The 21405-nt window shown below is 70.3% G+C and carries 16 protein-coding genes and 1 pseudogene; 10 read left to right on the forward strand and 7 right to left on the reverse strand.

Annotated elements, in window-relative coordinates; genetic code table 11:
- Positions 1-164: 164 nt before the first annotated feature.
- Entirely contained in the window at positions 165-1346 is a 1182-nt protein-coding gene (locus ACWFR4_RS16085) for a cation:proton antiporter (protein WP_453467791.1), read from the forward strand.
- 100 nt (positions 1347-1446) lie between these two features.
- Here ACWFR4_RS16085 and ACWFR4_RS16090 read toward each other — a convergent pair whose 3' ends face one another.
- Positions 1447-2595, reverse strand: coding sequence for a PP2C family protein-serine/threonine phosphatase (locus tag ACWFR4_RS16090; RefSeq protein ID WP_453467793.1), 1149 nt, complete (start codon positions 2593-2595; stop codon positions 1447-1449).
- Positions 2596-2731: 136 nt separating this feature from the next.
- Here ACWFR4_RS16090 and ACWFR4_RS16095 point away from each other — a divergent pair, with 136 nt between their 5' ends.
- Positions 2732-3970, forward strand: coding sequence for a GNAT family N-acetyltransferase (locus tag ACWFR4_RS16095; protein WP_453652933.1), 1239 nt, complete (start codon positions 2732-2734; stop codon positions 3968-3970).
- 22 nt (positions 3971-3992) lie between these two features.
- Here the strand turns inward: ACWFR4_RS16095 and ACWFR4_RS16100 are convergent, their stop codons facing one another.
- Both ACWFR4_RS16100 and ACWFR4_RS16105 read right to left on the reverse strand, forming a co-directional pair.
- Complete coding sequence (locus tag ACWFR4_RS16100; protein ID WP_453467797.1) at positions 3993-4805, reverse strand: Fpg/Nei family DNA glycosylase; 813 nt, start codon at positions 4803-4805, stop codon at positions 3993-3995.
- 150 nt (positions 4806-4955) lie between these two features.
- Positions 4956-5441: a ribose-5-phosphate isomerase gene (locus ACWFR4_RS16105; RefSeq protein ID WP_116512982.1), complete on the reverse strand. Its 486-nt coding sequence runs from the start codon at positions 5439-5441 to the stop codon at positions 4956-4958.
- A 174-nt stretch (positions 5442-5615) separates the two neighbouring features.
- On the opposite strand from ACWFR4_RS16105, the gene ACWFR4_RS16110 reads away from it, so the two are divergent.
- On the forward strand, positions 5616-7079 hold the full coding sequence (locus ACWFR4_RS16110) for an amino acid permease (protein WP_453468985.1): 1464 nt from the start codon (positions 5616-5618) through the stop codon (positions 7077-7079).
- A 78-nt stretch (positions 7080-7157) separates the two neighbouring features.
- On the forward strand, positions 7158-8498 hold the full coding sequence (locus ACWFR4_RS16115) for an FAD-binding oxidoreductase (RefSeq protein ID WP_453468984.1): 1341 nt from the start codon (positions 7158-7160) through the stop codon (positions 8496-8498).
- 16 nt (positions 8499-8514) lie between these two features.
- On the opposite strand, the gene ACWFR4_RS16120 is transcribed toward ACWFR4_RS16115, so the two are convergent.
- A complete protein-coding gene (locus ACWFR4_RS16120; RefSeq protein ID WP_453468983.1) occupies positions 8515-9093 on the reverse strand; it encodes a biotin transporter BioY in 579 nt (192 codons plus the stop codon).
- 265 nt (positions 9094-9358) lie between these two features.
- Here ACWFR4_RS16120 and ACWFR4_RS16125 point away from each other — a divergent pair, with 265 nt between their 5' ends.
- The 4 genes and pseudogenes from ACWFR4_RS16125 to ACWFR4_RS16140 all read left to right on the forward strand — a co-directional run bounded on the left by ACWFR4_RS16125 (position 9359) and on the right by ACWFR4_RS16140 (position 13360).
- Positions 9359-10732, forward strand: coding sequence for an amino acid permease (locus tag ACWFR4_RS16125; protein WP_453652935.1), 1374 nt, complete (start codon positions 9359-9361; stop codon positions 10730-10732).
- Between the two features lie 115 nt (positions 10733-10847).
- Positions 10848-12272, forward strand: coding sequence for an amino acid permease (locus tag ACWFR4_RS16130; RefSeq protein ID WP_326713010.1), 1425 nt, complete (start codon positions 10848-10850; stop codon positions 12270-12272).
- Positions 12273-12742: 470 nt separating this feature from the next.
- Positions 12743-13018, forward strand: a pseudogene (locus ACWFR4_RS16135) (Fe-Mn family superoxide dismutase); the annotation flags it as partial.
- Between the two features lie 132 nt (positions 13019-13150).
- Positions 13151-13360, forward strand: coding sequence for a hypothetical protein (locus ACWFR4_RS16140; protein WP_453466117.1), 210 nt, complete (start codon positions 13151-13153; stop codon positions 13358-13360).
- Here the strand turns inward: ACWFR4_RS16140 and ACWFR4_RS16145 are convergent.
- Positions 13357-13989 (reverse strand): mycothiol-dependent nitroreductase Rv2466c family protein, encoded by a 633-nt coding sequence (locus ACWFR4_RS16145; protein WP_329057845.1) that lies wholly within the window; start codon positions 13987-13989, stop codon positions 13357-13359. The two genes, ACWFR4_RS16140 and ACWFR4_RS16145, sit on opposite strands and share 4 nt — an antisense overlap.
- Before the next feature lie 153 nt (positions 13990-14142).
- Between ACWFR4_RS16145 and pepN the strand changes: the two genes are divergently transcribed.
- Positions 14143-16725, forward strand: a complete 2583-nt coding sequence (gene pepN / locus ACWFR4_RS16150) for an aminopeptidase N (RefSeq protein WP_453652937.1) — start codon at positions 14143-14145, stop codon at positions 16723-16725.
- 189 nt (positions 16726-16914) lie between these two features.
- Positions 16915-18045 carry a hypothetical protein gene (locus tag ACWFR4_RS16155; protein WP_453652939.1) on the forward strand — a complete coding sequence of 377 codons (1131 nt, stop codon included), beginning with the start codon at positions 16915-16917 and terminating at the stop codon, positions 18043-18045.
- 42 nt (positions 18046-18087) lie between these two features.
- Here the strand turns inward: ACWFR4_RS16155 and ACWFR4_RS16160 are convergent, their stop codons facing one another.
- Together ACWFR4_RS16160 and ACWFR4_RS16165 are read right to left on the reverse strand one after the other, a co-directional pair.
- A complete protein-coding gene (locus ACWFR4_RS16160) occupies positions 18088-19242 on the reverse strand; it encodes a serine hydrolase domain-containing protein (protein ID WP_453652941.1) in 1155 nt (384 codons plus the stop codon).
- Positions 19243-19401: 159 nt separating this feature from the next.
- Positions 19402-21204 (reverse strand): TIGR03767 family metallophosphoesterase, encoded by a 1803-nt coding sequence (locus ACWFR4_RS16165; protein WP_453652942.1) that lies wholly within the window; start codon positions 21202-21204, stop codon positions 19402-19404.
- Positions 21205-21405: the final 201 nt, after the last annotated feature.

The following is a 21405-nucleotide window of genomic DNA, read 5'->3' on the forward strand; positions in this document are numbered from 1 at the left end:
CTGGCGAAACGGGGGTGGGGAGAACCCCACCCCGCATCACCGAAAATGGTTTGGTAATCTAACTATTGACGCGTTCTTGACTCTTCCTTGACCCTAGCCAGCCATTCGACCAAGCCAAGAACGGAAGGAACGGACCCATCGGACATGCAGACACCCTGATAGCCATGGGCGGCGCCTTTCTCGCCGCCGCCGTCCTCGCCCGCCTCGGCGGACGCATCGGACTCCCCACCATCCCCCTGTTCATCCTGGCCGGGATCCTCCTCGGCCCCCACACCCCTGGCATCGTGCTGGTCGCCGACCCGCACGACCTGGAGATGCTCTCCGCGCTCGGCCTGGTCCTGCTGCTCTTCTATCTGGGCCTCGAGTTCCATCTGGACGACCTCAAGACCGGCGGCCGGAAGATGGCCGCCGCCGGGGGGACGTACCTCGCGCTGAACGTCGGCGCGGGCCTCGGCTTCGGATTCGCCCTCGGCTGGGGCACCTCCGAGGCTCTGGTCCTCGCCGGGGTCCTCGGCATCTCCTCGTCGGCGATCGTCACGAAGGTGCTCGTCGACACCGGCCGCCTCGGCAATCCGGAGACCAAGCCGATCCTCGGGATCATCGTCGTCGAGGACATCTTCCTGGCCCTCTACCTGGCCGCGCTCCAGCCGATCCTGTCCGGCGCGGACAGCCTGGCCTCAGCGGTCATGGACGGCGGCAAGGCCTTCGGCTTCCTCCTGCTGCTCGCGCTCGCGGCGCGCTTCGGCACTCGCATCGTGGGCCATCTCTTCAACACCAAGGACGACGAGCTCCTCGTCATCTCCTTCCTCGGCGCGGCCGTGTTCGTCGCCGGGGTCTCCGAGTGGTTCGGGGTCGCGGACGCGATCGGCGCGTTCATGGTCGGCCTGATGCTCGGCTCCACCACCTCGGGCGAGCGCATCCGCAAGCTCGTGCACCCCTTGCGGGACGCGTTCGGCGCGATCTTCTTCTTCGCGTTCGGCCTCTCCATCGACCCGGGCGACCTGCCGACGGTGCTGTGGCCGGTCCTCGCGGCCGTCACCGTGACGCTGGTGATGAACGTGCTGGCGGGACTCGGCGCGGCGCGCGTCTACGGGTTCGGGCCCGGCCCCGCCGCGAACATCTCCACGACGCTGCTCGCCCGGGGCGAGTTCGCCCTGATCCTCGCCACGATGGCGGCGGGCGCGGGCCTGGACGAGCGGCTGTCGCCGTTCATCGCGGGCTACGTGCTCCTGCTCGCGGTCCTCGGACCGCTGGCGGCGGGCCGCTCGGAGTGGCTTGCGCGGGTCCTTCCAGGAGGGCGGCGGGATGGGGCGCCCCTCGATGAGCGGGTGGGCGCCGGGGTGTGACGGGTCCGCGGCACAGTGGCGAGCTTTCGCTGCCGGGTGCGGCATACATCGTGGCCGGCCGCATAAGACCCGCACCCGGCAACGAACCCCGGCGGAGCCGTCACGCGTCCCGGCAGATCAACAGCAGCGCGCGGTCGTCGTTGACGTCCTTGGCCACCGCCTCGATCAGGTGCCAGGCCGATCCGTGGAACCCGCCCGACACGTAGCGGTCCGCCTCGCCGGTGAGGCGGTCGATGCCCTCGGTGATGTCGCGGTCGGATGTCTCCACCAGGCCGTCCGTGAAGAGCATCAGGACGTCGCCGGGACGCAGGGAGCCCTTGGTGGAGTCGAACTGCGCGCCGTCGTAGACGCCGAGGAGCGGGCCCTCCGCGGCCTTCTCCTCCCAGCGTCCGCTGCCCGCGCTGAGCTGGAGGCCCGGTGGGTGGCCCGCGGAGAAGAGTTCGTAGTCGCCCGACTCCAGGTCGAGGACGAGGTGGATGGACGTGGCGAAGCCCTCGTCCCAGTCCTGGCGGAGCAGATAGCCGTTGGCGGCGGGCAGGAAGGCGTGCGGCGGCAGGGAGCCGAGGAGTCCGCCGAAGGCTCCGGACAGGAGCAGCGCCCGCGACCCCGCGTCCATGCCCTTGCCCGATACGTCAGTGAGGACCGCCTCCAGCGTGCGGCCGCCGTTCGTACGGGCCGCGACGACGAAGTCGCCGGAGAAGGACTGGCCGCCGGCCGGGCGCAGCGCCATCTCGCGGTGCCAGCCCTTGGGCAGCTGCGGCAGCTTGCTCTGGACGCGGATGCGTTCGCGCAGGTCGAACAGCATCGTGCCGCCGCGCCGCCAGGGCACGCCGACCCGGCTGCGGAACTGGGCTATGAGCAGGCCGAAGAAACCGCAGGCAGCCACGACCAGGACGGTGCCGGGGGTGACCCGGGCGGCGCCCTCCGAGTACGGGCCGAGCCTGACCGACTCCACGATGAGCGCCGCGGCGGCCGCCGCGTACAGGCCGAGGAGGCTGGCCGGGCGCAGCAGCAGTCCGCCCGCCACGATCGGCAGGACGAGCGCCGTCGGGGAACACCAGACCGGGTTGAGGAGGGTGCCGCAGGCGATGACCGGGACCATGAGGAGCAGGCCCACCATCGCGATCCAGTCGGAACCGTCGCCGCGGAAGTAGTCGACACCGGATTTGCGCATGCCGATGCGGGCCCGGTGCAGTCTCATCTTCATCCGGGCCGGAAAGGTCTCGGCTTGCGCGCGTCGTCCTGCCATTGCTCGTGGACCTTATCCATCGGGCCAGGGGCTTCGCACGGGAGGTCCCACTTGTCCCTCTTCCAGGCAGCTCCGGCGTCTTCCCGGGCGGGGAAAATCTCTCGCTTCGTCCACGGTGTCCTGGTAGGGATGCCTCATGACGATGGACGTACGGGTGCTGCGCCAGGACGACTGGCACGAGTGGTACGCGAAGCTGGAGCTGGCCTTCGGAGGAGTTCCCGAAGCGCCCGAGGAACGCGCGCTGTGGGACGACCTCACCGAGTTCGACCGGTCCATCGGCGTGTGGGACGGCGACCGGTGCGTGGGGACGGCGGGGGCGTTCACGTTCCGGGTGACGGTGCCGGGCGGGGCCCAGGTCCCGGCGGCGGGCGTCACGATGGTGTCCGTCGCGGCGACGGACCGGCGGCGCGGGGTCCTGACGTCGATGATGCGGCGCCAGCTCGACGACGTACGGTCCTGGGGCGAGCCGCTCGCCGTGCTCACCGCGTCCGAGCCCGCGATCTACGGCCGCTTCGGGTACGGGATCGCGACGCGGCAGGCGAGCGTGGAGATCGACTCGACGCGGGTGCGGATCAACGCTCCGGCGGGCACGGACGACGTACGGCTGCGGTTCGCCGACGTCGCCGAGGCCGCCGCCGCGTGCGAGGCCGTTTACGTGCGGACGATCGGCACCCGGCCCGGCATGCTCGCCCGCAGGCCCGGCTGGGAGCGGCTGCCGCTGCTCGACCCGCCGTCGGAGCGCGAGGGCGCGTCGCCGATGCAGTGCGTGCTGGCCGAGCGGGACGGCGAGACGGTCGGCTACGTCCGGTTCCACAACAAGCCCGAGTGGGACGCGGCCGGGCCCAAGGGCCGGATCACGCTGCGGCACATCGACGCGCTCGACCCGGCGGCGTACGCGGCACTGTGGCGCTTCCTCCTGGACATCGACCTGACGTCGACCGTCCAGGCGCGAAACCGGCCGGTCGATGATCCGCTGTTCTCCCTCGTCAGCGACATCCGGCGGTGCCAGGTGCGGCTGAGGGACTCGATGCACGTACGGCTCATAGACCTCGAAGCCGCGCTGGAGGCCCGCACGTATCAGGCGCCGGTCGACGTCGTCCTGGACGTGACGGACGAGTTCTGTCCGTGGAACGCGGGGCGGTGGCGGCTGACCGGGGACGCGAAGGGGGCGTCCTGCAAGCGCACGGGGGGCAGCGAGGACACAGCCGACCTTGCCCTGTCCGTACGGGAGTTGGCGGCGGCCTACCTCGGTGACACGTCGCTTTCGGCGCTGGCGGCGGCCGGCCGGGTGCGGGAGCTGCGTCCCGGCGCGGTCGACGAGGCGGCGCTCGCGTTCGGGTCGACCGTGGCGCCCTGGCTGCCGCACGGGTTCTGACGCAGCGGGTGACGGGTGCCGGTCAGCGTGGGGGCTGGCACCTCGGGCACCAGAAGAGGTTGCGGGCCGCGAGGGACGCCGTACGGATCTCCGTGCCGCACAGATGGCAGGGCATCGTGGCCCGCCGGTAGACGTACACCTCGCCGCCGTGGTCGTCGACGCGCGGCGGGCGGCCCATCGCCTCGGGGGTGTGCTCCGGGCGGACGGTGTCGATGCGGTTGTGCCGGACGCCCTCGCGCATCAACGCCACCAGGTCCGTCCAGATCGCCGTCCACTCGCCGGGCGTGAGGTCCTTGCCCGGGGTGTACGGGTCGATGCCGTGCCGGAAGAGGACCTCGGCGCGGTAGACGTTGCCGACGCCCCCGATGATCTTCTGGTCCATGAGCAGCGCGGCGACAGTGGTGCGGCTGCGGGAGATACGGCGCCAGGCTCGGTCCGGGTCGTCGCCGTTCCTGAGCGGGTCGGGGCCGAGGCGGTCGTGTATCGCCTGCTTCTCGGCGTCCGTGATCAGGGCGCAGGTCGTGGGGCCGCGCAGGTCGGAGTAGTGCGTGTCACTCAGCAGCCGCAGGCGGACGGTGTCCGTGGGCGGCGGGGCGGGGGTCTCCCCGAGGGTGTACTTGCCGAAGAGGCCCAGGTGGATGTGGATCCAGCCGGTTTCCGCGAAGCCCAGGAAGAGATGTTTGCCATGGGCGTCCACCGCGTCGATGACCAGGCCGTCCAGGAGGGCGGCGCTGTCGGAGAACTTGCCCTGCGGGCTGCGGACGCGTACCGGCCAGCCGGCGAAGCGCTCCAGGTGGTCCTGGGCCAGGCGGTGGATGGTGTGGCCCTCTGGCACGGGTCTCTGTCTCCTGGGGTTGGCGGGGGCGGGGGGGGGGGGGTTTTTCCCCCCCCCGCCCCGCCCCTTCCCGAAAGTCCTGGGGCTCCGCCCCAGACCCCGTTCCTCGAACGCCGGAGAGGCTGAAGTGAACTCCCGGAACGGCTGGAATCAGCCCTGCGGGTGGTGGGCCGGGATCGGGGGGAGGTCGCCCGTCTCCTCGTAGCGCGACAGCATCTCGATGCGGCGCGTGTGGCGCTCCTCGCCCGAGTACGGGGTGGAGAGGAAGATCTCGACGAACTTCGTCGCCTCTTCCTGCGTGTGCATGCGGCCGCCGATGGAGACCACGTTCGCGTCGTTGTGCTCACGGCCCAGCGCAGCGGTCTGCTCGCTCCAGGCGAGGGCCGCACGGACGCCCTTCACCTTGTTCGCGGCGATCTGCTCGCCGTTGCCGGAGCCGCCGATCACGATGCCGAGGGCGTCCGGGTCCGCCGCCGTGCGCTCCGCGGCGCGGAGGCAGAACGGGGGGTAGTCGTCCTGGGCGTCATAGATGTGGGGCCCGCAGTCGACGGGCTCGTGGCCGTGGGCCTTGAGCCATTCGACGAGGTGGTTCTTGAGTTCGTAGCCGGCATGATCCGAGCCGAGGTACACGCGCATGGGTCCGAGTGTGGCACGTCCCACCCGGGCACGGCGCGGTCGGGTCGTTGTCGCCGTTCGTTTACGCGCAAACGTCTCGGAGTCGAAAATCACGATACGGAGTCAGGTCTTCCGTCCGGTACGTCCCTGGGTTTGAATGCGTGGGCTCGTGACCCGAGACTTAAGGATTCGTCCATGACCTCGCAACCCTCCCTTGCGAAGGCCGACCAGGCGCCCCACAATCCTGGAGATTCACAGCCTGACAACGGTCAGACCGGAAGTAACGGTCCCGACCAGCTGAAGGCCGGCCTCAAGAACCGACACCTGTCGATGATCGCCATCGGCGGCGTGATCGGCGCCGGCCTCTTCGTCGGCTCCGGCTCGGGCATCGCCAAGGCCGGACCCGCCATCCTCATCTCGTACGCCCTCGTCGGCCTCATGGTCGTCATGGTCATGCGGATGCTCGGCGAGATGGCCGCCGCACGGCCGTCGTCCGGCTCCTTCTCCGCCTACGCGGACCAGGCGCTCGGCCGCTGGGCTGGCTTCTCCATCGGCTGGCTTTACTGGTTCTTCTGGGTCGTCGTCCTCGCGGTCGAGGCCACCGCCGGCGCGGTGATCCTCAACGGCTGGGTACCGGCCGTGCCGCAGTGGGGCTGGGCCCTGATCGTGATGGTCGTCCTGACCGCGACGAACCTGGCCTCGGTCGCCTCGTACGGCGAGTTCGAGTTCTGGTTCGCGGGCATCAAGGTCGTCGCGATCGGCGGGTTCGTGATCATCGGCCTGCTCGCCGTGTTCGGCGTGCTGCCGGGTTCGGACAACCCGGGCGCGGGATTCGCGCATCTCACGGACGCGGGCGGATTCATGCCCAACGGCGCCGGGTCGATCCTCACCGGCGTCCTCATGGTCGTCTTCTCCTTCATGGGCAGCGAGATCGTCACGCTGGCCGCCGGCGAGTCCGAGGACCCGCAGCGTGCCGTCACCAAGGCCACGAACAGCGTGATCTGGCGTATCGGCGTCTTCTACCTCGGCTCGATCTTCATCGTCCTGACGCTGCTGCCGTGGAACGACAAGTCGATCGCCAAGGACGGCTCGTACGTCGCGGCCCTGAACTCGATCGGCATCCCCCACGCCGGTCAGGTCATGAACGTCATCGTGCTGACGGCCGTGCTGTCCTGCCTGAACTCCGGGCTCTACACCGCCTCCCGCATGGCGTTCTCGCTCGGTCAGCGCGGTGACGCGCCCAAGGCGTTCGCCAGGACGAGCAAGCGCGGTGTGCCGCAGGCCGCGATCCTCGGGTCCGTCATCTTCGGCTTCGTCGCCGTCTGGTTCAACTACCAGTGGCCGGACACCGTCTTCAACTTCCTGCTGAACTCGTCCGGCGCCGTCGCCCTCTTCGTCTGGCTCGTCATCTGCTTCACGCAGCTGAAGATGCGCGGAATCATCCTGCGCGAGCAGCCCGAGAAGCTCGTCGTGAAGATGTGGCTCTTCCCCTATCTGACGTGGGCCACGATCGCGATGATCTCGTTCGTGCTCGTCTACATGCTCACCGACGACGCGGGCCGCGAGCAGGTCGTCCTGTCGCTGCTCGTGGCGGCCCTGGTGGTCGGGTTCGCGCTGGTGCGTGAGCAGGTGCAGAAGCGGAAGAAGGTCTCCGCCTGACCCTTCCGGGCATTCCCGGAAAGGTCTCAGCGGAAAAGCTGACGGCGGGTGTCAGGTAATGCGGGCAGAGTCTGCCGCATGAACTCCGACGACATCCGCACACAGCAGCTCGTCCTGCGGCCCGGCGACGCCGGGTACGACGAGGAACTGGCCGGTTTCCAGACCGGTTTCGCCCAGCGGCCCGACGTCATCTTCGCGGCAACCTCCGCCGATGACGTCGAGGCCGCTGTCGCGTACGCGGCCGGTGCAGGCCTGCCCGTCGGCGTGCAGGCCACCGGGCACGGGCTGCCCGGAGACTCCGAGGGCGGGGTGCTGATCTCCACGCGGCGCATGGACGAGGTCGTGGTGGACGCGGCGGCGCGCACGGTGCGGGTCTCCGCGGGGACGCGCTGGCGGCAGGTCGTCGAGGCGGCCGCTCCCCACGGCCTCGCCCCGCTGAACGGCTCGGCGCCGGGCGTGGGTGCGGTCTCGTACACGCTGGGCGGCGGACTCGGCATCCTGGCGCGGGAGTTCGGTTACGCGGCCGATCACGTCCGGTCGGCCGACGTCGTCACGGCGGACGCACGCCGTCGCACGGTCTCCGCCGATGCCGAACCGGAGCTCTTCCGCGGCCTGCTCGGCGGCGGCGCGAATCTGGGCGTCGTCACGGGTCTGGAGATCGCTCTGGTGCCGGTCGCGCGGCTGTACGGGGGTTCGCTCGCCTACGACGGCGCGAAGGCCGACGCGGGGGCCGTTCTGCGGGCCTACGCGGACTGGGCGCGGACCGTGCCGGACGCGCTGACGTCGTCCCTCTCGGCCCTCGTCCACCCGGACATCCCCGCGCTCCCGCCGCACCTGCGCGGCCGGTACGTGATCTCCGTACGCGTCGCCTTCACCGGGAGCGCGGACGAGGGCGAGCGGCTCGTGGCGCCCCTGCGGGCGGCGCTCGGACCGGCCCTGACGGACAGCCTGCGCGAGATGCCGTACGCCGAGAGCCGCACCATCCACAGCGACCCGGACTTCCCGCACGCCTACTACGGGGACAGTGCGGTACTGCGGGAGCCGGCCGTGGAGGGCGTGTCCGAACTCCTCGCGCTGTGCGGTCCGGACGCCTCTTCCATGCACGTCGTGCAGGTCAACCACCTGGGCGGGGCCCTGTCGAGGCCCGCCGCGAACTCCGTGCCGTACCGGGACGCGGGGTGGTTGGTGCGGATCCTGTCGCCGCTGGACGGAACGGACCGTGAGGCCGTCCGCGCTCATCACGCCCTCGCGTTCAAGCAGGTCGAGGAGCAGCGGATGGGCCGGTCCCTGAACTTCGCGTTCGGCGGCGGCGACCGTACGCAGGGGCTGTACGACGCACAGACGCGGAAGAGGCTCGCCGATGTGAAGGCCGCGTACGACCCGGCGAACCTCTTCCGGAGGAACTACAACGTGCGCTGAGCGCCCGTGGCGAGAACTACTTGTCGGCGAACTTCCAGGCGGTGGGCAGCACGCCCATCGCCAGGGCCGCCTTCACGGCGTCGCCGATGAGGAACGGGGTGAGGCCCGCGGCGACCGCCTGCGTGAAGGTCATGCCGGTGGCGGCGGCGAGGTAGGGCACGCCGACCGCGTAGATGATCGCGGAGCCGAGGACCATCGTGCCCGCGGTGCGCAGGACGGAACGGTCGCCGCCGCGCCGCGCGAGCGCGCCCACGACGGTGGAGGCGAGCAGCATGCCGATGACGTAGCCGAAGGAGGCACCGCTCGCGCCGGAGGTGCCCTGGGCGAACCACGGCATGCCGGCCATGCCGACGAGCGCGTACACGGCGAGGGAGAGGAAGCCGCGGCGGGCGCCGAGCGCGGTGCCGACGAGGAGCGCGGCGAAGGTCTGGCCGGTGACCGGGACCGGGGAGCCCGGCACGGGCACGGCGATCTGGGCCGCTATGCCGGTGAGGGCGGCGCCGCCGAGCACGAGCGCGATGTCGCGGGTGCGCGAGACGGGCAGCAGGTCGGCCAGGACCTTGCCGGGGCGGGTGGAGACGGCAGCCGTACTCATCGGGACTCCGCGGGGGTGAGGGCAGGTTGGGACACCGTGACGCTATCCCAGGGGCCGATCCCCGATCACGGTCACTGCTCGACAAAGGGTGACGGCAGGTGTTGGTGGGCTCTTCACAAAGGGCGTCACTCATGCGCGACTTGGCGTGACGCTCATCACTGGGGCCAGAGCCGAAACGGCCTGTTTTGCGCCCGAGGTCGGCCGCCGGGGAGACTGTAGGTTCCTGCCAAACCCGCGCGAGCCCCGAAAGCAGTCTGAACGTCCCATGCACGACCAGCTCCCGACCGAACCCGAACCGCTCGGAGGCGGACTCAAGCAGCGGCATCTGACGATGCTGGGCCTCGGCGGTGTCATCGGGGCGGGGCTCTTCGTCGGCTCGGGCGCCGGCATCGCGGTCGCGGGGCCCGGCATCGTCGTCTCGTATCTGATCGCGGGCACGCTCGCGATGTGCGTGATGCGGATGCTGGGCGAGATGTCGGCCGCGATGCCGGCGTCGGGTTCGTTCTCCGTGCACGCGGAGCGGGCGCTCGGCCGCTGGGCCGGGTTCAGCGTCGGCTGGCTCTACTGGTTCCTGCTCGTCGTCGTCCTCGCCGTGGAGGCGACGGGCGCGGCGCAGATCGCGAACGGCTGGGCGCCGGGCGTGCCCCAGTGGGCGTGGGTGCTGGTGTTCATGCTGGTCTTCACCGGGGCGAACCTGGCGGCCGCGAAGAACTTCGGCGAGTTCGAGTTCTGGTTCGCCGCCCTGAAGGTCTTCGCGATCGTCGCGTTCCTGATCCTCGGCACGCTCGCGGTCTTCGGGCTGCTGCCGGCCACGGACCCGGTCGGCTTCACGAACCTCACCGGGCAGGGCGGCTTCCTGCCGCACGGCTGGCAGGGCGTCATCTCCGGTGTGCTCGCCGTCGTGTTCGCGTTCGGCGGCCTGGAGGTCGTGACGATCGCGGCCGCCGAGTCCGACGACCCGGTGCGCGCGGTCTCACGGGCGGTGCGCAGCGCGGTCTTCCGCATCGTGTTCTTCTACGTCGGCTCGATGCTGGTCATCGTGACGGTGCTGCCGTGGACGGCACAGAAGGCGGGCATCAGCCCGTACGTCACGGTCCTCGACGCGATCGGGGTGCCGTCCGCGGGCCAGATCATGAACATCGTGGTGTTCGTGGCGCTCCTCTCGGCGCTCAACGCGAACCTCTACGGTTCGTCGCGCATGGTGTTCTCGCTGGCCGAGCGCGGCGAGGCGCCCCGCGCGCTGCTGAAGGTGAGCGGCGGGGGCGTGCCGCGCCGGGCGGTGCTCGCGTCGGTCGCGTTCGGGTTCGTATCGGTGCTGCTCAATCTGGAGTGGCCGGAATCCGTCTTCCTCTACATGCTCAACTCGGTCGGCGCGGTGCTGCTGTTCGTGTGGGCGCTGATCGCGGCGTCGCAGCTGCGGCTGCGGCGGCTCGTCGAACGGGAGGCGCCCGAACGGCTCGTGCTGCGGATGTGGGGATTCCCCTGGCTGACGTGGGTGACGCTCGCCGCGATGGCGGCCGTCATCGGGCTGATGCTGACCGACGACACGGCCCGTCCGCAGCTGTTGTGGTCGACCGGCGCGACCGCGCTCGTCGTGGCCGTCGCGGGAGTGCGGGAGCTGCGCGCGCGGCGTGCCTGAACCTTCACGATGTGTGAGCGTCGTGTCCGTATACCGGTCAGCTGTTCCCTGTAGCCGGTGCCGCTGCTCAGACTGTGGGCCTCTCCCCGTCTCAGCTAATGAACAGGGCACATCCATGTCTCGGACGTCCGCGCAGTCGCCGGTCGACGCGCAGCCGATCGACCAGTCGCCGGCCGAGCCGTCGCTGTCGCGCGGTCTCAAGCAGCGCCATCTCTCCATGATCGCGCTCGGCGGTGTGATCGGCGCCGGCCTCTTCGTGGGCTCCGGAACCGCCATCGCGGCCGCCGGCCCGTCGATCATCCTCGCCTACGCGATCTCGGGCGCACTCGTGATGCTCGTGATGCGCATGCTCGGCGAGATGGCCGCCGCGTACCCCGCCTCCGGCTCGTTCTCCGTGCACGCGGAGCGAGGCATCGGCCCGTGGGCCGGGTTCACGGCAGGCTGGTCGTTCTGGTTCCTGCTCTGCGTGGCCGTGGGCCTGGAGGGCATCGGCGCGGCGGGCATCGTGCACGGGTGGCTGCCGGGCGTGCCCGAGTGGGCGCTGGTCGCGCTGTTCATGCTGCTGTTCACCGGCACGAACCTCGCGGCCGTGAAGAACTTCGGCGAGTTCGAGTTCTGGTTCGCGACGCTCAAGGTCGGCGCCATCGTGCTCTTCCTCGTCATCGGCGTACTGGCGATCCTCGGCGTCCTGCCCGACGTCTCCGCGCCCGGCATGGACAACCTCACCGGCCACGGCGGCTTCATGCCCAACGGCACGGAGGGGCTGATCGTCGGCCTCCTCGCCTCGGTCTTCGCGTACGGCGGTCTGGAGACCGTCACCATCGCCGCGGCCGAGTCCGAGCACCCGGTGCAGGGCGTCGCGAAGGCGGTCCGTACGGCGATGTGGCGTATCGCGCTCTTCTACGTCGGCTCGATGGCCGTCGTCGTGGTCCTGCTGCCGTGGACGGCGAAGGAGATCCCGACCAAGGGCCCGTACGTCGCCACGCTCGACCACCTGGGCATCCCCGGCGCCGGCCAGATCATGAACGTGGTGGTCCTCATCGCCCTGCTGTCCGCCATGAACGCCAACATCTACGGCGCCTCCCGCATGGCCGGCTCGCTGGTCGCCCGCGGCATGGGCCCGAAGGTCATCGGCAAGGTCACCGGCGGTGTGCCGCGCGTCGCGGTGGTGCTCTCCGCCGTCTTCGGCTTCGTCTGCGTCCTGCTCAGCTACTGGCGCCCGGACGACGTCTTCGCCTGGCTGCTCAACACCATCGGCGCGATCATCCTCGTCGTCTGGTTCTTCATCGCCTTCTCGCAGCTGATCCTGCGCCGCAAGCTGGAGCGCGAAGCCCCCGAGAAGCTCGTCGTGAAGATGTGGGCGTACCCGTATCTCACGGTCCTGGCGCTCGTCGCGATGGTCGTCATCTTCGTCCTGATGGCCCGCGAGCACGACACGCGCGTGCAGTTGTACTACACCGGCGGCCTGACCATCGTGCTCGCGATCGTCGGCTACGTACGCCAGAAGGCGGCCGAGTCGCGGGCGGCGGCCGACGCGTAACTCGCTCCCCGCTCACCGAAGGACCCCCGGGCCAGTGCAACTGGCCCGGGGGTCCTTCGCGTTGCACCACACACTCCTGCTGCTAGCCTGCATTTGCACATGGCTTGCAATAGGATCTGCAGCATGAAGCCTGAGGACCCGGACATGGCCATATACACGCGATCCTCGAACCTGCACACCTCAACTCACACTCACGAGTGAGCTTGTCGCGACTCACCGCCGCCAGGGGAATCACGCCGCTACTTTGGCGAAAGCGGGTCACCGACCCACTCGGCGGCCAGGAGGGTCGTCGCCGGACGGACCTGAGCGCCGTCAAACTCGCCGGAGCGATCCAGGAGAGAGTCTCGGGCTTCTGGGCCAGAGAAAACTCCGATGGCACAACATGTCCGGTAACGGAGGCACCGAGCCGAAGGACCGTCAGGTTCGTCGGCTCTTTCGCCTGCCACCGGACCGCCAAGACGAAGTCCCCCTCGACGGCGCAGGGCTCCGGCTGGGGCGTCCTCGCGTACGAGCCGGTGAGCGGGCGCCTCGTCGTCGAGCAGATCTACGACCACCAGGGCAACGTCGGCCAGGGCTCGGTCCCGATCCTGGTCTTCGACGCGTGGGAGCACGCGTTCTACCTCCAGTACAAGAACCAGAAGGTCGACTTCATCGAGGCCATGTGGCGCGTCGTCAACTGGCAGGACGTCGCCAAGCGGTACGCGGCCGCGAAGGACCGGGCGTTCAACCTGCTGGTCGCCCCCTGAGCCCCTGAAGCGTCCCGCCTCGTGATCGTCTTCTCAACCTTCGCGACGGCGGGCGGAAAGACGGAAGGCCCCCGCGAGGACATGACTCGCGGGGGCCTTCCGGTTTACGGGCTTCCGGTGCACCGTGGGCCCATGACGGACCCCTCCAAGCGCTGCGTCAACTGCAACGACGAGCTTCAGCTCTTTCGCCGGCTCGAGCCCGAGGAGCTCAAGTACGTCGCCACCTGGGCCAAGAAGGGCGAGGCGAACAACTACCGGCGCTGCGCCAACGGCACGTGCCGGCGCGTGCAGCATCACTTCCGGTACCGGGACGGCCGCACCCTCCCCGAGACATTCGCCTAGTCGAAGACCGGCCCCTGCGTGCGCGTGCGCTTGATCTCGTAGAAGCCGGGGACCGAGGCGACCAGGAGCGTGCCGTCCCAGAGCCTCGCGGCCTCCTCGCCCTTGGGAGCCGGGGTGACGACGGGGCCGAAGAACGCGATCTGCTCGCCGTTCGCGCCGGGTACGGCGATGACGGGTGTGCCGACGTCCTGGCCGACCTTGTCGATGCCCTCCTTGTGGGAGGCGCGCAGCTCGGCCTCGTACTTCGTGCCGTCCCAGTGGTCGAGGAGGGAGGCGGGCAGACCGACCTCGTCGAGGGCGGCGGCGACGGCTTCCTTCGTGGGGCCCTCGCCGCCGTTGTGGATGCGCGTGCCGAGCGCGGTGTAGAGGTCGCCGAGCACCTCGGGGCCGTGCTCCTCCTGCGCGGCGATGACGACGCGGACCGGGCCCCAGGCCTTCGTCTCGAGGAGCTCGCGGTACTCGTCGGGCAGGTCGTCGAGCTTGTCCTCGTTCAGGACGGCGAGGCTCATCAGGTGCCAGCTGACCTTGATGTCGCGGACCTTCTCCACTTCGAGGACCCACCGCGAGGTCATCCAGGCCCAGGGGCACAGGGGGTCGAACCAGAAGTCGACGGGGGTCTTCTCGGACATGGTTCTCCTCATGTATTCCGTGGCGTTGACTCTCCTCGCCAACGTCTCGCACTGGCGTCCCATTCCCGGCTGTCCGCCGTCAGGAGCACATGGCAGGATCGGTCCTGTTCGCACCACAAGTGCAGCCAGACGAGTCACAAGGGAGTGCCGCCCGTGCCCGGAGAGAATCTTTCCCGCGACGAGGCCCGCGAGCGGGCGGGCCTGCTGTCCGTCGACGGGTACGAGGTCCAGCTCGATCTGCGGTCCGCGGTCGGCGAGACCGAGGGCGAGGGTCCCCGGACGTTCCGCTCGGTGACCACGATCCGGTTCCGGGCCACCGAGCCCGGCGCCGCCACCTTCGTGGACCTGATCGCGCCGTCCGTGAACGCGGTCACGCTGAACGGCGGGGACCTCGACACGGCGGCCGTCTTCGACGGGACGCGGATCGCGCTCGAAGGCCTGGCCGCGGAGAACGAGCTGGTGGTCGACGCCCAGTGCGCCTACAGCCGCACCGGCGAGGGCATGCACCGCTTCGTCGACCCCGAGGACGGCGAGGTCTATCTCTACACGCAGTACGAGCCCGCCGACTCGCGGCGCGTCTACGCCAACTTCGAGCAGCCCGACCTCAAGGCGCCCTACCGCTTCAGCGTGCAGGCCCCCGAGGGCTGGACGGTCTGGTCGAACGGCGTGGGCGATCTGGCCGACGGCGTCTGGAAGTTCGCCGAGACGAAGCCGATCTCGACGTACATCACCGCGATCGTCGCGGGCCCGTACCACTACGTGACGGACTCCTACGAGCGCGTCTTCGAGGACGGTACGAAGCTGGAGATCCCGCTCGGCGCGATGTGCCGCAAGGGGCTCGCGAAGCACTTCGACGCGGACGACGTGTTCCTGGTGACGAAGCAGGGGCTCGACTTCTTCCACGACCACTTCGACTACCCGTACCCCTTCGGGAAGTACGACCAGGCGTTCGTGCCGGAGTACAACCTCGGCGCGATGGAGAACCCGGGCTGTGTCACGTTCCGTGAGGAGTTCATCTTCCGCGGCAAGGTGACGCAGGCGTCGTACGAGCGGCGCGCGAACGTCATCCTGCACGAGATGGCGCACATGTGGTTCGGCGACCTCGTGACCATGCAGTGGTGGGACGACCTGTGGCTCAAGGAGTCCTTCGCGGACTTCATGGGGACGTTCTCGATGGTCGAGGCGACGCGCTTCACCAACGGCTGGATCACCTTCGCCAACAACCGCAAGGCGTGGGCGTACCGCGCCGACCAGCTGCCCTCCACGCACCCGGTCACGGCCGACATCCGCGACCTGGAGGACGCCAAGCTCAACTTCGACGGGATCACGTACGCGAAGGGCGCGAGCGTCTTGAAGCAGCTCGTCGCCTACGTGGGGCGCGAGGCGTTCCTCGAAGGCGCCCGGCGCTACTTCAAGCGGAACGCGTACGGGAACACGCAGCTCGGCGATCTGCTGTCCGTCCTGGAGGAGACCGGCGGGCGCGACATGGCCACCTGGTCGCGGGCGTGGCTGCAGACGGCGGGCGTCAACTCCCTCACCCCGCAGGTGACGTTGAGCGCCGACGGGCACATCACCGAGCTGGCCGTCGTCCAGGAGGCCGCCGAGTCCCACCCCACCCTGCGGCCGCACCGCGTCGCCGTGGGCCTCTACCGGCGCAACGGCGCGGGCGGGGCGCTCGTGCGGTACGCGCGCGCCGAGGTCGACGTGGACGGGCCGCGGACCGTGGTGGACGAGCTGGCCGGCGCCGAGGCGCCCGAGCTGGTCCTCGTCAACGACGACGACCTCACGTACTGCAAGATCCGCTTCGACGAGAACTCGCTGGCCACCCTCCGCGAGCACCTCGGTGACATCGCGGACCCGCTGGCGCGCGCCCTGTGCTGGTCGGCGCTGTGGAGCCTGACGCGGGACGGGCTCATGCCCGCGCGCGACTTCATCGGCCTCGTGCTGCGGTTCGCCGGGCGCGAGAGCGACATCGGCGTCCTCCAGATGCTGCACACCTGGGCGAACTCGGCGGTCACGCACTACGCGGCGCCCGAGTGGCGCGCGGAGGGCAGCCGGCAGCTCGCCGAGGGCGCGCTGCGGGAGCTGCGGTTCGCCGAGCCGGCCAGCCAGAACCAGCTGACGTGGGCGCGGTTCTTCGCTTCCGTCGCCTCCGCCGAGGCCGACCTCCAGCTGCTGCGCGGCCTGCTCGAAGGCACCGCGAAGATCGACGGGCTCGATGTCGACCAGGAGCTGCGCTGGTCGTTCGTGAACGCGCTCGCCTCCACGGGCGAGGCCGACGAGTCGGTGATCGACGCGGAGCTGGCGCGTGACGACACCGCGTCCGGCAAGCGGCACCAGGTGCGCTGCCTCGCGGCGCGCCCGTCCGCGGCAGTGAAGGCGCAGGCCTGGGCGCAGGTCGTCGAGTCGGACGCGCTGTCGAACGCGCTGGTCGAGTCGACGATCGCGGGCTTCCAGCAGCCGGCGCAGCGCGAGCTGACCGCGCCGTACGCGGAGCGGTACTTCGCGGCGATCGAGCGCGTCTGGGAGGAGCGGTCCATCCAGATCGGCATGGACGTGGTGAAGGGCCTGTTCCCCTCGCTCCAGGACTCGCAGGGCACGCTCGACGCGACCGACGCGTGGCTGGCGGCGCACGCGGACTCTGCGCCCGCGCTGCGCCGTCTCGTCCTCGAGGCGCGTGACGACCTGGCCCGTGCCCTGCGGGCGCAGGCGTGCGACGCGGCTGCCGGAATGTAGCCGCGAGAGGCACAACAGGGCTGCTACGGCCGGGAGTTACCGAACGCGGGTACTTCCGGCCGTAACCCGTCGCCCCGCCTGCCCTTCTCGGCAGTCGAACGCCCGTACTTTAGGGCAGGCTTGTCCCTTTTTGTCGACGAGCGTGTAACAGCGGTTAGGGGCCCGGCCTGCGCCGGGAATGGCCAGGTCATGAACCACAACACCCCGCTGTCCCCCCGCCCCCTCCAGCACCTCGACGACTGCCGGCAGCGCGTCCTGAGCGCCGCCCAGCTCAAGACGCACGGGGTCAACTCCGCGGCCCTGAACGAGCAGTGCCGGCCGGGCGGCCCCTGGCAGCAGCTCCTGCCCGGCGTGTATCTGCTCCACCCCGGCCCGCCCACCGCCGACGAGCGACTGCACGCGGTCCTCCTGTACGCGGGCCGCCCCCAGACCCGTACCGCTGTCGCCGTGCCCACGCAGACCACCCCCGACGAGCCGCACCCCCCGCAGGCCGCGCCCCAGGCCCCGTACGCCAACGCGATGGTCACGGGTCTTGCCGCACTGGCCCTGCACCGCTTCGTCTCCGTTCCGCCGCTGCTCTCCCTCGACCGGATCGACGTCATGGTGCCGCGCACACGGCGGCTGCGCTCGACCGGTCTCGCCCGGCTCGTGCGCAGTCACGGGATGCCCACACCGCAGCGGATCGCGGGGGTGCCGGTGGCGCCGGTGCCGCGCGCCCTCGCGGACGCCGTTGCCCAGCTCGACGACGCGGGCGCGGTGCGGCGCGTGCTCACCGAGGCCGTCCGCGGCGGTCACTGCGAGCCCGCCGCCGTGGTACGGGAGTTGAACCAGGCCAGGCTCCTCACCCGTCCGCACGTCATCGACGCCGTGGACTCGCTGCTCGCCGAGGGGCGCGCCATCGCCGAGGACCGGCTGTACGAGATGGTGCGCGAGTACGGCCTGCCCGACCCGCTGTGGAACGTGGACCTGCGCATGCCCGGCGGGCCGCACCTCGGCGGTGTCGACGCGTACTGGCCCGACCAGGCCGTCGCCGTGGAGCTGGACACTTCCCCGAGCTCTCGGCTTCGCTCGAGCAGGGGATGCCCCAACGCGCCCCGGCACGGGCTGCGCCCGGAACTCCAGGAGGAGAGCGACGGCCTGGAGTGGTCCGAGCACGCCCGCAAGCGCGAGCACCTGGAGCGCCTCGGGATCACCGTCGTCCACCTCACGCCGCGCAAGCTGCGCGAGTCCCTCGAACAGCAGGCGACGGTCGTACGGACCGCGTTGATGGCGTCCGTGGACCGGGAACCGGCGGCGTATGTGATGGTCCTCCCGCACTGAGCACCGCCGGTCCCCGGCCGCTCATCTACGCGCCGGCTGCTACTACTTCGGGCAGAACTCGGCCTCTATGACGGCCTGGCTGTCGCCCGTCCAGTCGCCGTTGAAGTTGAACGAGAGGGCGTGGCGGCCGTCGGGCGTGGTCACGGCATTCGAGCCGGAGCCGTGAATGCCGCCGCTGTGGCCCCAGATCTCCTTGCCGCAGCTCAGCTTCTGCCGCATGAGGGCGAGACCGTAGCCGACCTCGGGCTCACCCTTCCCCGTGGGCACGGTGACCGTCTTCTTCATCTCGGCGAGCTGCGCGGCGGGCAGCAGCCGGCCGCCGAGGAGCGCCGAGTAGAAGCGGTTCAGGTCCGCCGAGTCGGAGATCATCTCGCCGGCCGACGAGGCGAGGGTCGGGTTGAGCTCCGTGACGTCGTACGTCTTCTTGTCCGGGTCGTCGGGGAACTTGGAGTAGGCGCGGCTCGCCGGGCGCGGCACGGTGACGGTGGTGCCGGGCAGGCTGGTGGCGCGCAGGTGGAGGGGTTCGATGATGCGGCGGCGGATCTCGTCCGCGTAGGAGTGGCCGGTGACCTCCTTCACGACCATGCCGGCCAGCACGTAGTTGGTGTTGGAGTAGTTCCAGGACGTGCCGGGCGCGAAGTCGGGCTTGTGGGCCATGGCGACCGACACGAGCTTGCCGGGTGCCCAGGTGTCGTAGCGGTGCTTCAGGAAGCCGTCGCGCCCGAAGACGGTCTGCTGGAAGTCCTTGTCCTCCGTGTAGTTGTAGATCCCGCTGGTGTGGTTGAGGAGCTGGCGGACGGTGATCTTCCGGCCGTCGTGGCCGTGTCCGGTGACGATGCCGGGCAGCCAGTGGTCGACGGTGTCGTCCAGGCTCAGCCTGCCCTCGGCCTCCAGCTGGAGGAGGACGGTCGCGACGAACGTCTTGGTGATGCTGCCGACGCGATAGCGGTCCCGGTCGCCGCGCGGGGTGTTCGTCCGCAGGTCGCCGAGGCCCGAAGTGCCCTTCCAGGTGCCGTACTTGTCCGTCGCCTGCCCCGTCACCCCGGGCACGCCCGCCGCGACTGCGGCGTCCATGGCCTGCTGCGTCGCCCGGTGTCCGTCCTTGGCCGGAGCGTCGGCGAGAGCGGGGGTCGCGAGCGCCCCCGCCGTCACCGACACCACTACGGCCACACCCACCAGGCCGGTACGCACTGACATCCCGTGTCTCCTTCGCCGATGTTCTGCAGCTGTGTGTGCTGCGGTCGACCTGGGTGACTCAGGGGCCATGGGAAGGGGTTGAGGGCCATGATCGGGTTGGGCGGGATCAAGCCGTTCTCATCCCTTGCGTCTCAGGCCTTGCGTCCAGTGCCTTGGCTCTCAGCCCTTGCGCAGGACGAGTTCCGTGTTGCGGTCGCCGGGGGTGCCGGAGAGGGTGGCGCGGGATCCGGGGGCGTTGAAGGAGAGTTCGCGGTAGAGGGCCGCGAGGCCGGTCTGGGTGAGGTCGGTGAAGTCGGTGCGGTGCGGGGCCGCGGACTCGATGAGCGTGGTGAACAGGGAGACCGTGCCGTCGTGGTTGTCGGTGATCTCGATGACGCGGGCCAGCTGCGGGAAGTCGACGTGGGACGCGGTCGAGATCTCCCAGAAGGAGCGGCCTTCGGGGCCCGCGTGCGGGGTGATGTCGTTCTTGTGGCTGTGGCCGTTGACCCAGGCCAGGACGTTGCTGTGACGGCCGAGGAGCGCGAGGAGCTCATCGCCGCCGTGCCGGGCCTCACCGGGGTGGTGCGGGTCCTGGCGGAGGTTGCGCATGGTCTTGCTGGTGTGGTGACTGAAGACGAGGACGTGGGAGCCCCCGTTCTTCTCGTTGTCCTTGAGTGTGCGCTCCAGCCAGTTGAGCTGGGCCGTGCCGATGGAGCCCTCGTAGTGGCCGCCGGGGTCCGTCGTGTCGAGGCTGATGCCGAGGATGTCGTCCGAGACGCGGAAGGCGTAGTACTGGGTGCCGGCGTCGACATTGGCCTGCGTGTAGCCGTGGCCGTGCGGGCCCGGGCCCGTGTGCGCGGGGTCGAGGTGGGCCTTGAGGTACTCGGCCGGGGTGAAGGGGGCGCGGGACTCGTCCGGGGTGACCGAACGCATGTGGCGGGCCTGGGACTTGAGGAGGTCCTTGAAGGCCTGGCCCTTGGGGTCGCCGCCCTTCTTGACGTTGTCCCAGATCGCCTTACCGGCGGAGTCCGGCAGCTCCATCAGCTTCCGCCCGCCCACCGCGAAGTCGGCGAAGAAGGAGTCGCCGGGCGCGTAGCAGCCGCCCGGCAGCGCGTCGTGGTTGCCGACGGTCGAGTACCAGGGCAGGTTGAGCCCCGGGCTGCGCAGCTCACCGATCGCGGCGTCCAGGAAGCCGTGGAGGCGGGGGAAGCCGAGCTGCTTGTCGGCGTCGCGCAGGGCGGCGTCCGGGTGCCAGTACAGCTTGAGGCCGCTGTCCTGCACGCCTTCGTAGCGGCGCGGGTCGCCGGTGTTCGGGGTGATGCGCCCGCCGCTCATCGCCTTCAGGAACCAGTCCAGCTCCGACTTGGCGTTGTTGTCGGTGTTGTCGCCGGTCGTCATGACGAAGTGCAGGGGCGACGCGGTGACGGGCGCCCCGCGCAGTGCGTTGACCCGCTCCACGAGGGAGACCGCCCCGGCGACCGAGAGGGACTCCTGGGGGCGCCAGGCGCTGGCGGTCTGGGAGCGCAGGTACTCGTAGCGCAGCGGGTGCTGTACGTCGACCAGGTGCAGGTCGGTGAACTGGACGAACGCGGCGAGCGCGGTGCGCCGGCCCTCGCGCCCCGACTTGGCGGACGCGAGGTCGCCGCGGACGACACGCTGCCAGGCGGGGCCGTCGCCGAGACGCCGGTAGCCCGCGCCGGCCGGGGCGGCGGCGACGGATCCGAGAGTGGTGCCGCGCGTGTAGGGCGCGAGTGGGGCGGCGGGGGCCCGGCGGGAGACGGCGGCCGGGACGGGGCCCGCGGGCGCGGGGCCCGCGACGGCGCTGCCCGTGCCGGGGCCGAGTGCGTAGCCGATCCCGGCCGTCAGGGAGACGGCTCCGGACGCGGCGAGGAAGGTGCGGCGATCGAGCGCCGAGGCGATGGAGGCGGCCTTGGCGGCGGTGGCGGATGCAGCGGTGTCGGCGACAGAGCGTATGCGCGGCATGGCGCGGTCTCCCCGAGTGCGAACGCGTCGGCAGTGGTCGCGGGGCGCTCGCCGTGGCAGAACTACCCGCTCGTACTGGATCGTTGACATCGGGGATGACCTGCGCGTTAACGAGGCCGCAACGGGCAGCGCCGATCACGCCACGTGGATCACCGGCCACCCTGCGCGGTCACGCACGCCTCGTGTGCCGTAGAGGAGCCG

The sequence above is a fragment of the Streptomyces sp. NPDC055140 genome, from assembly GCF_053607285.1.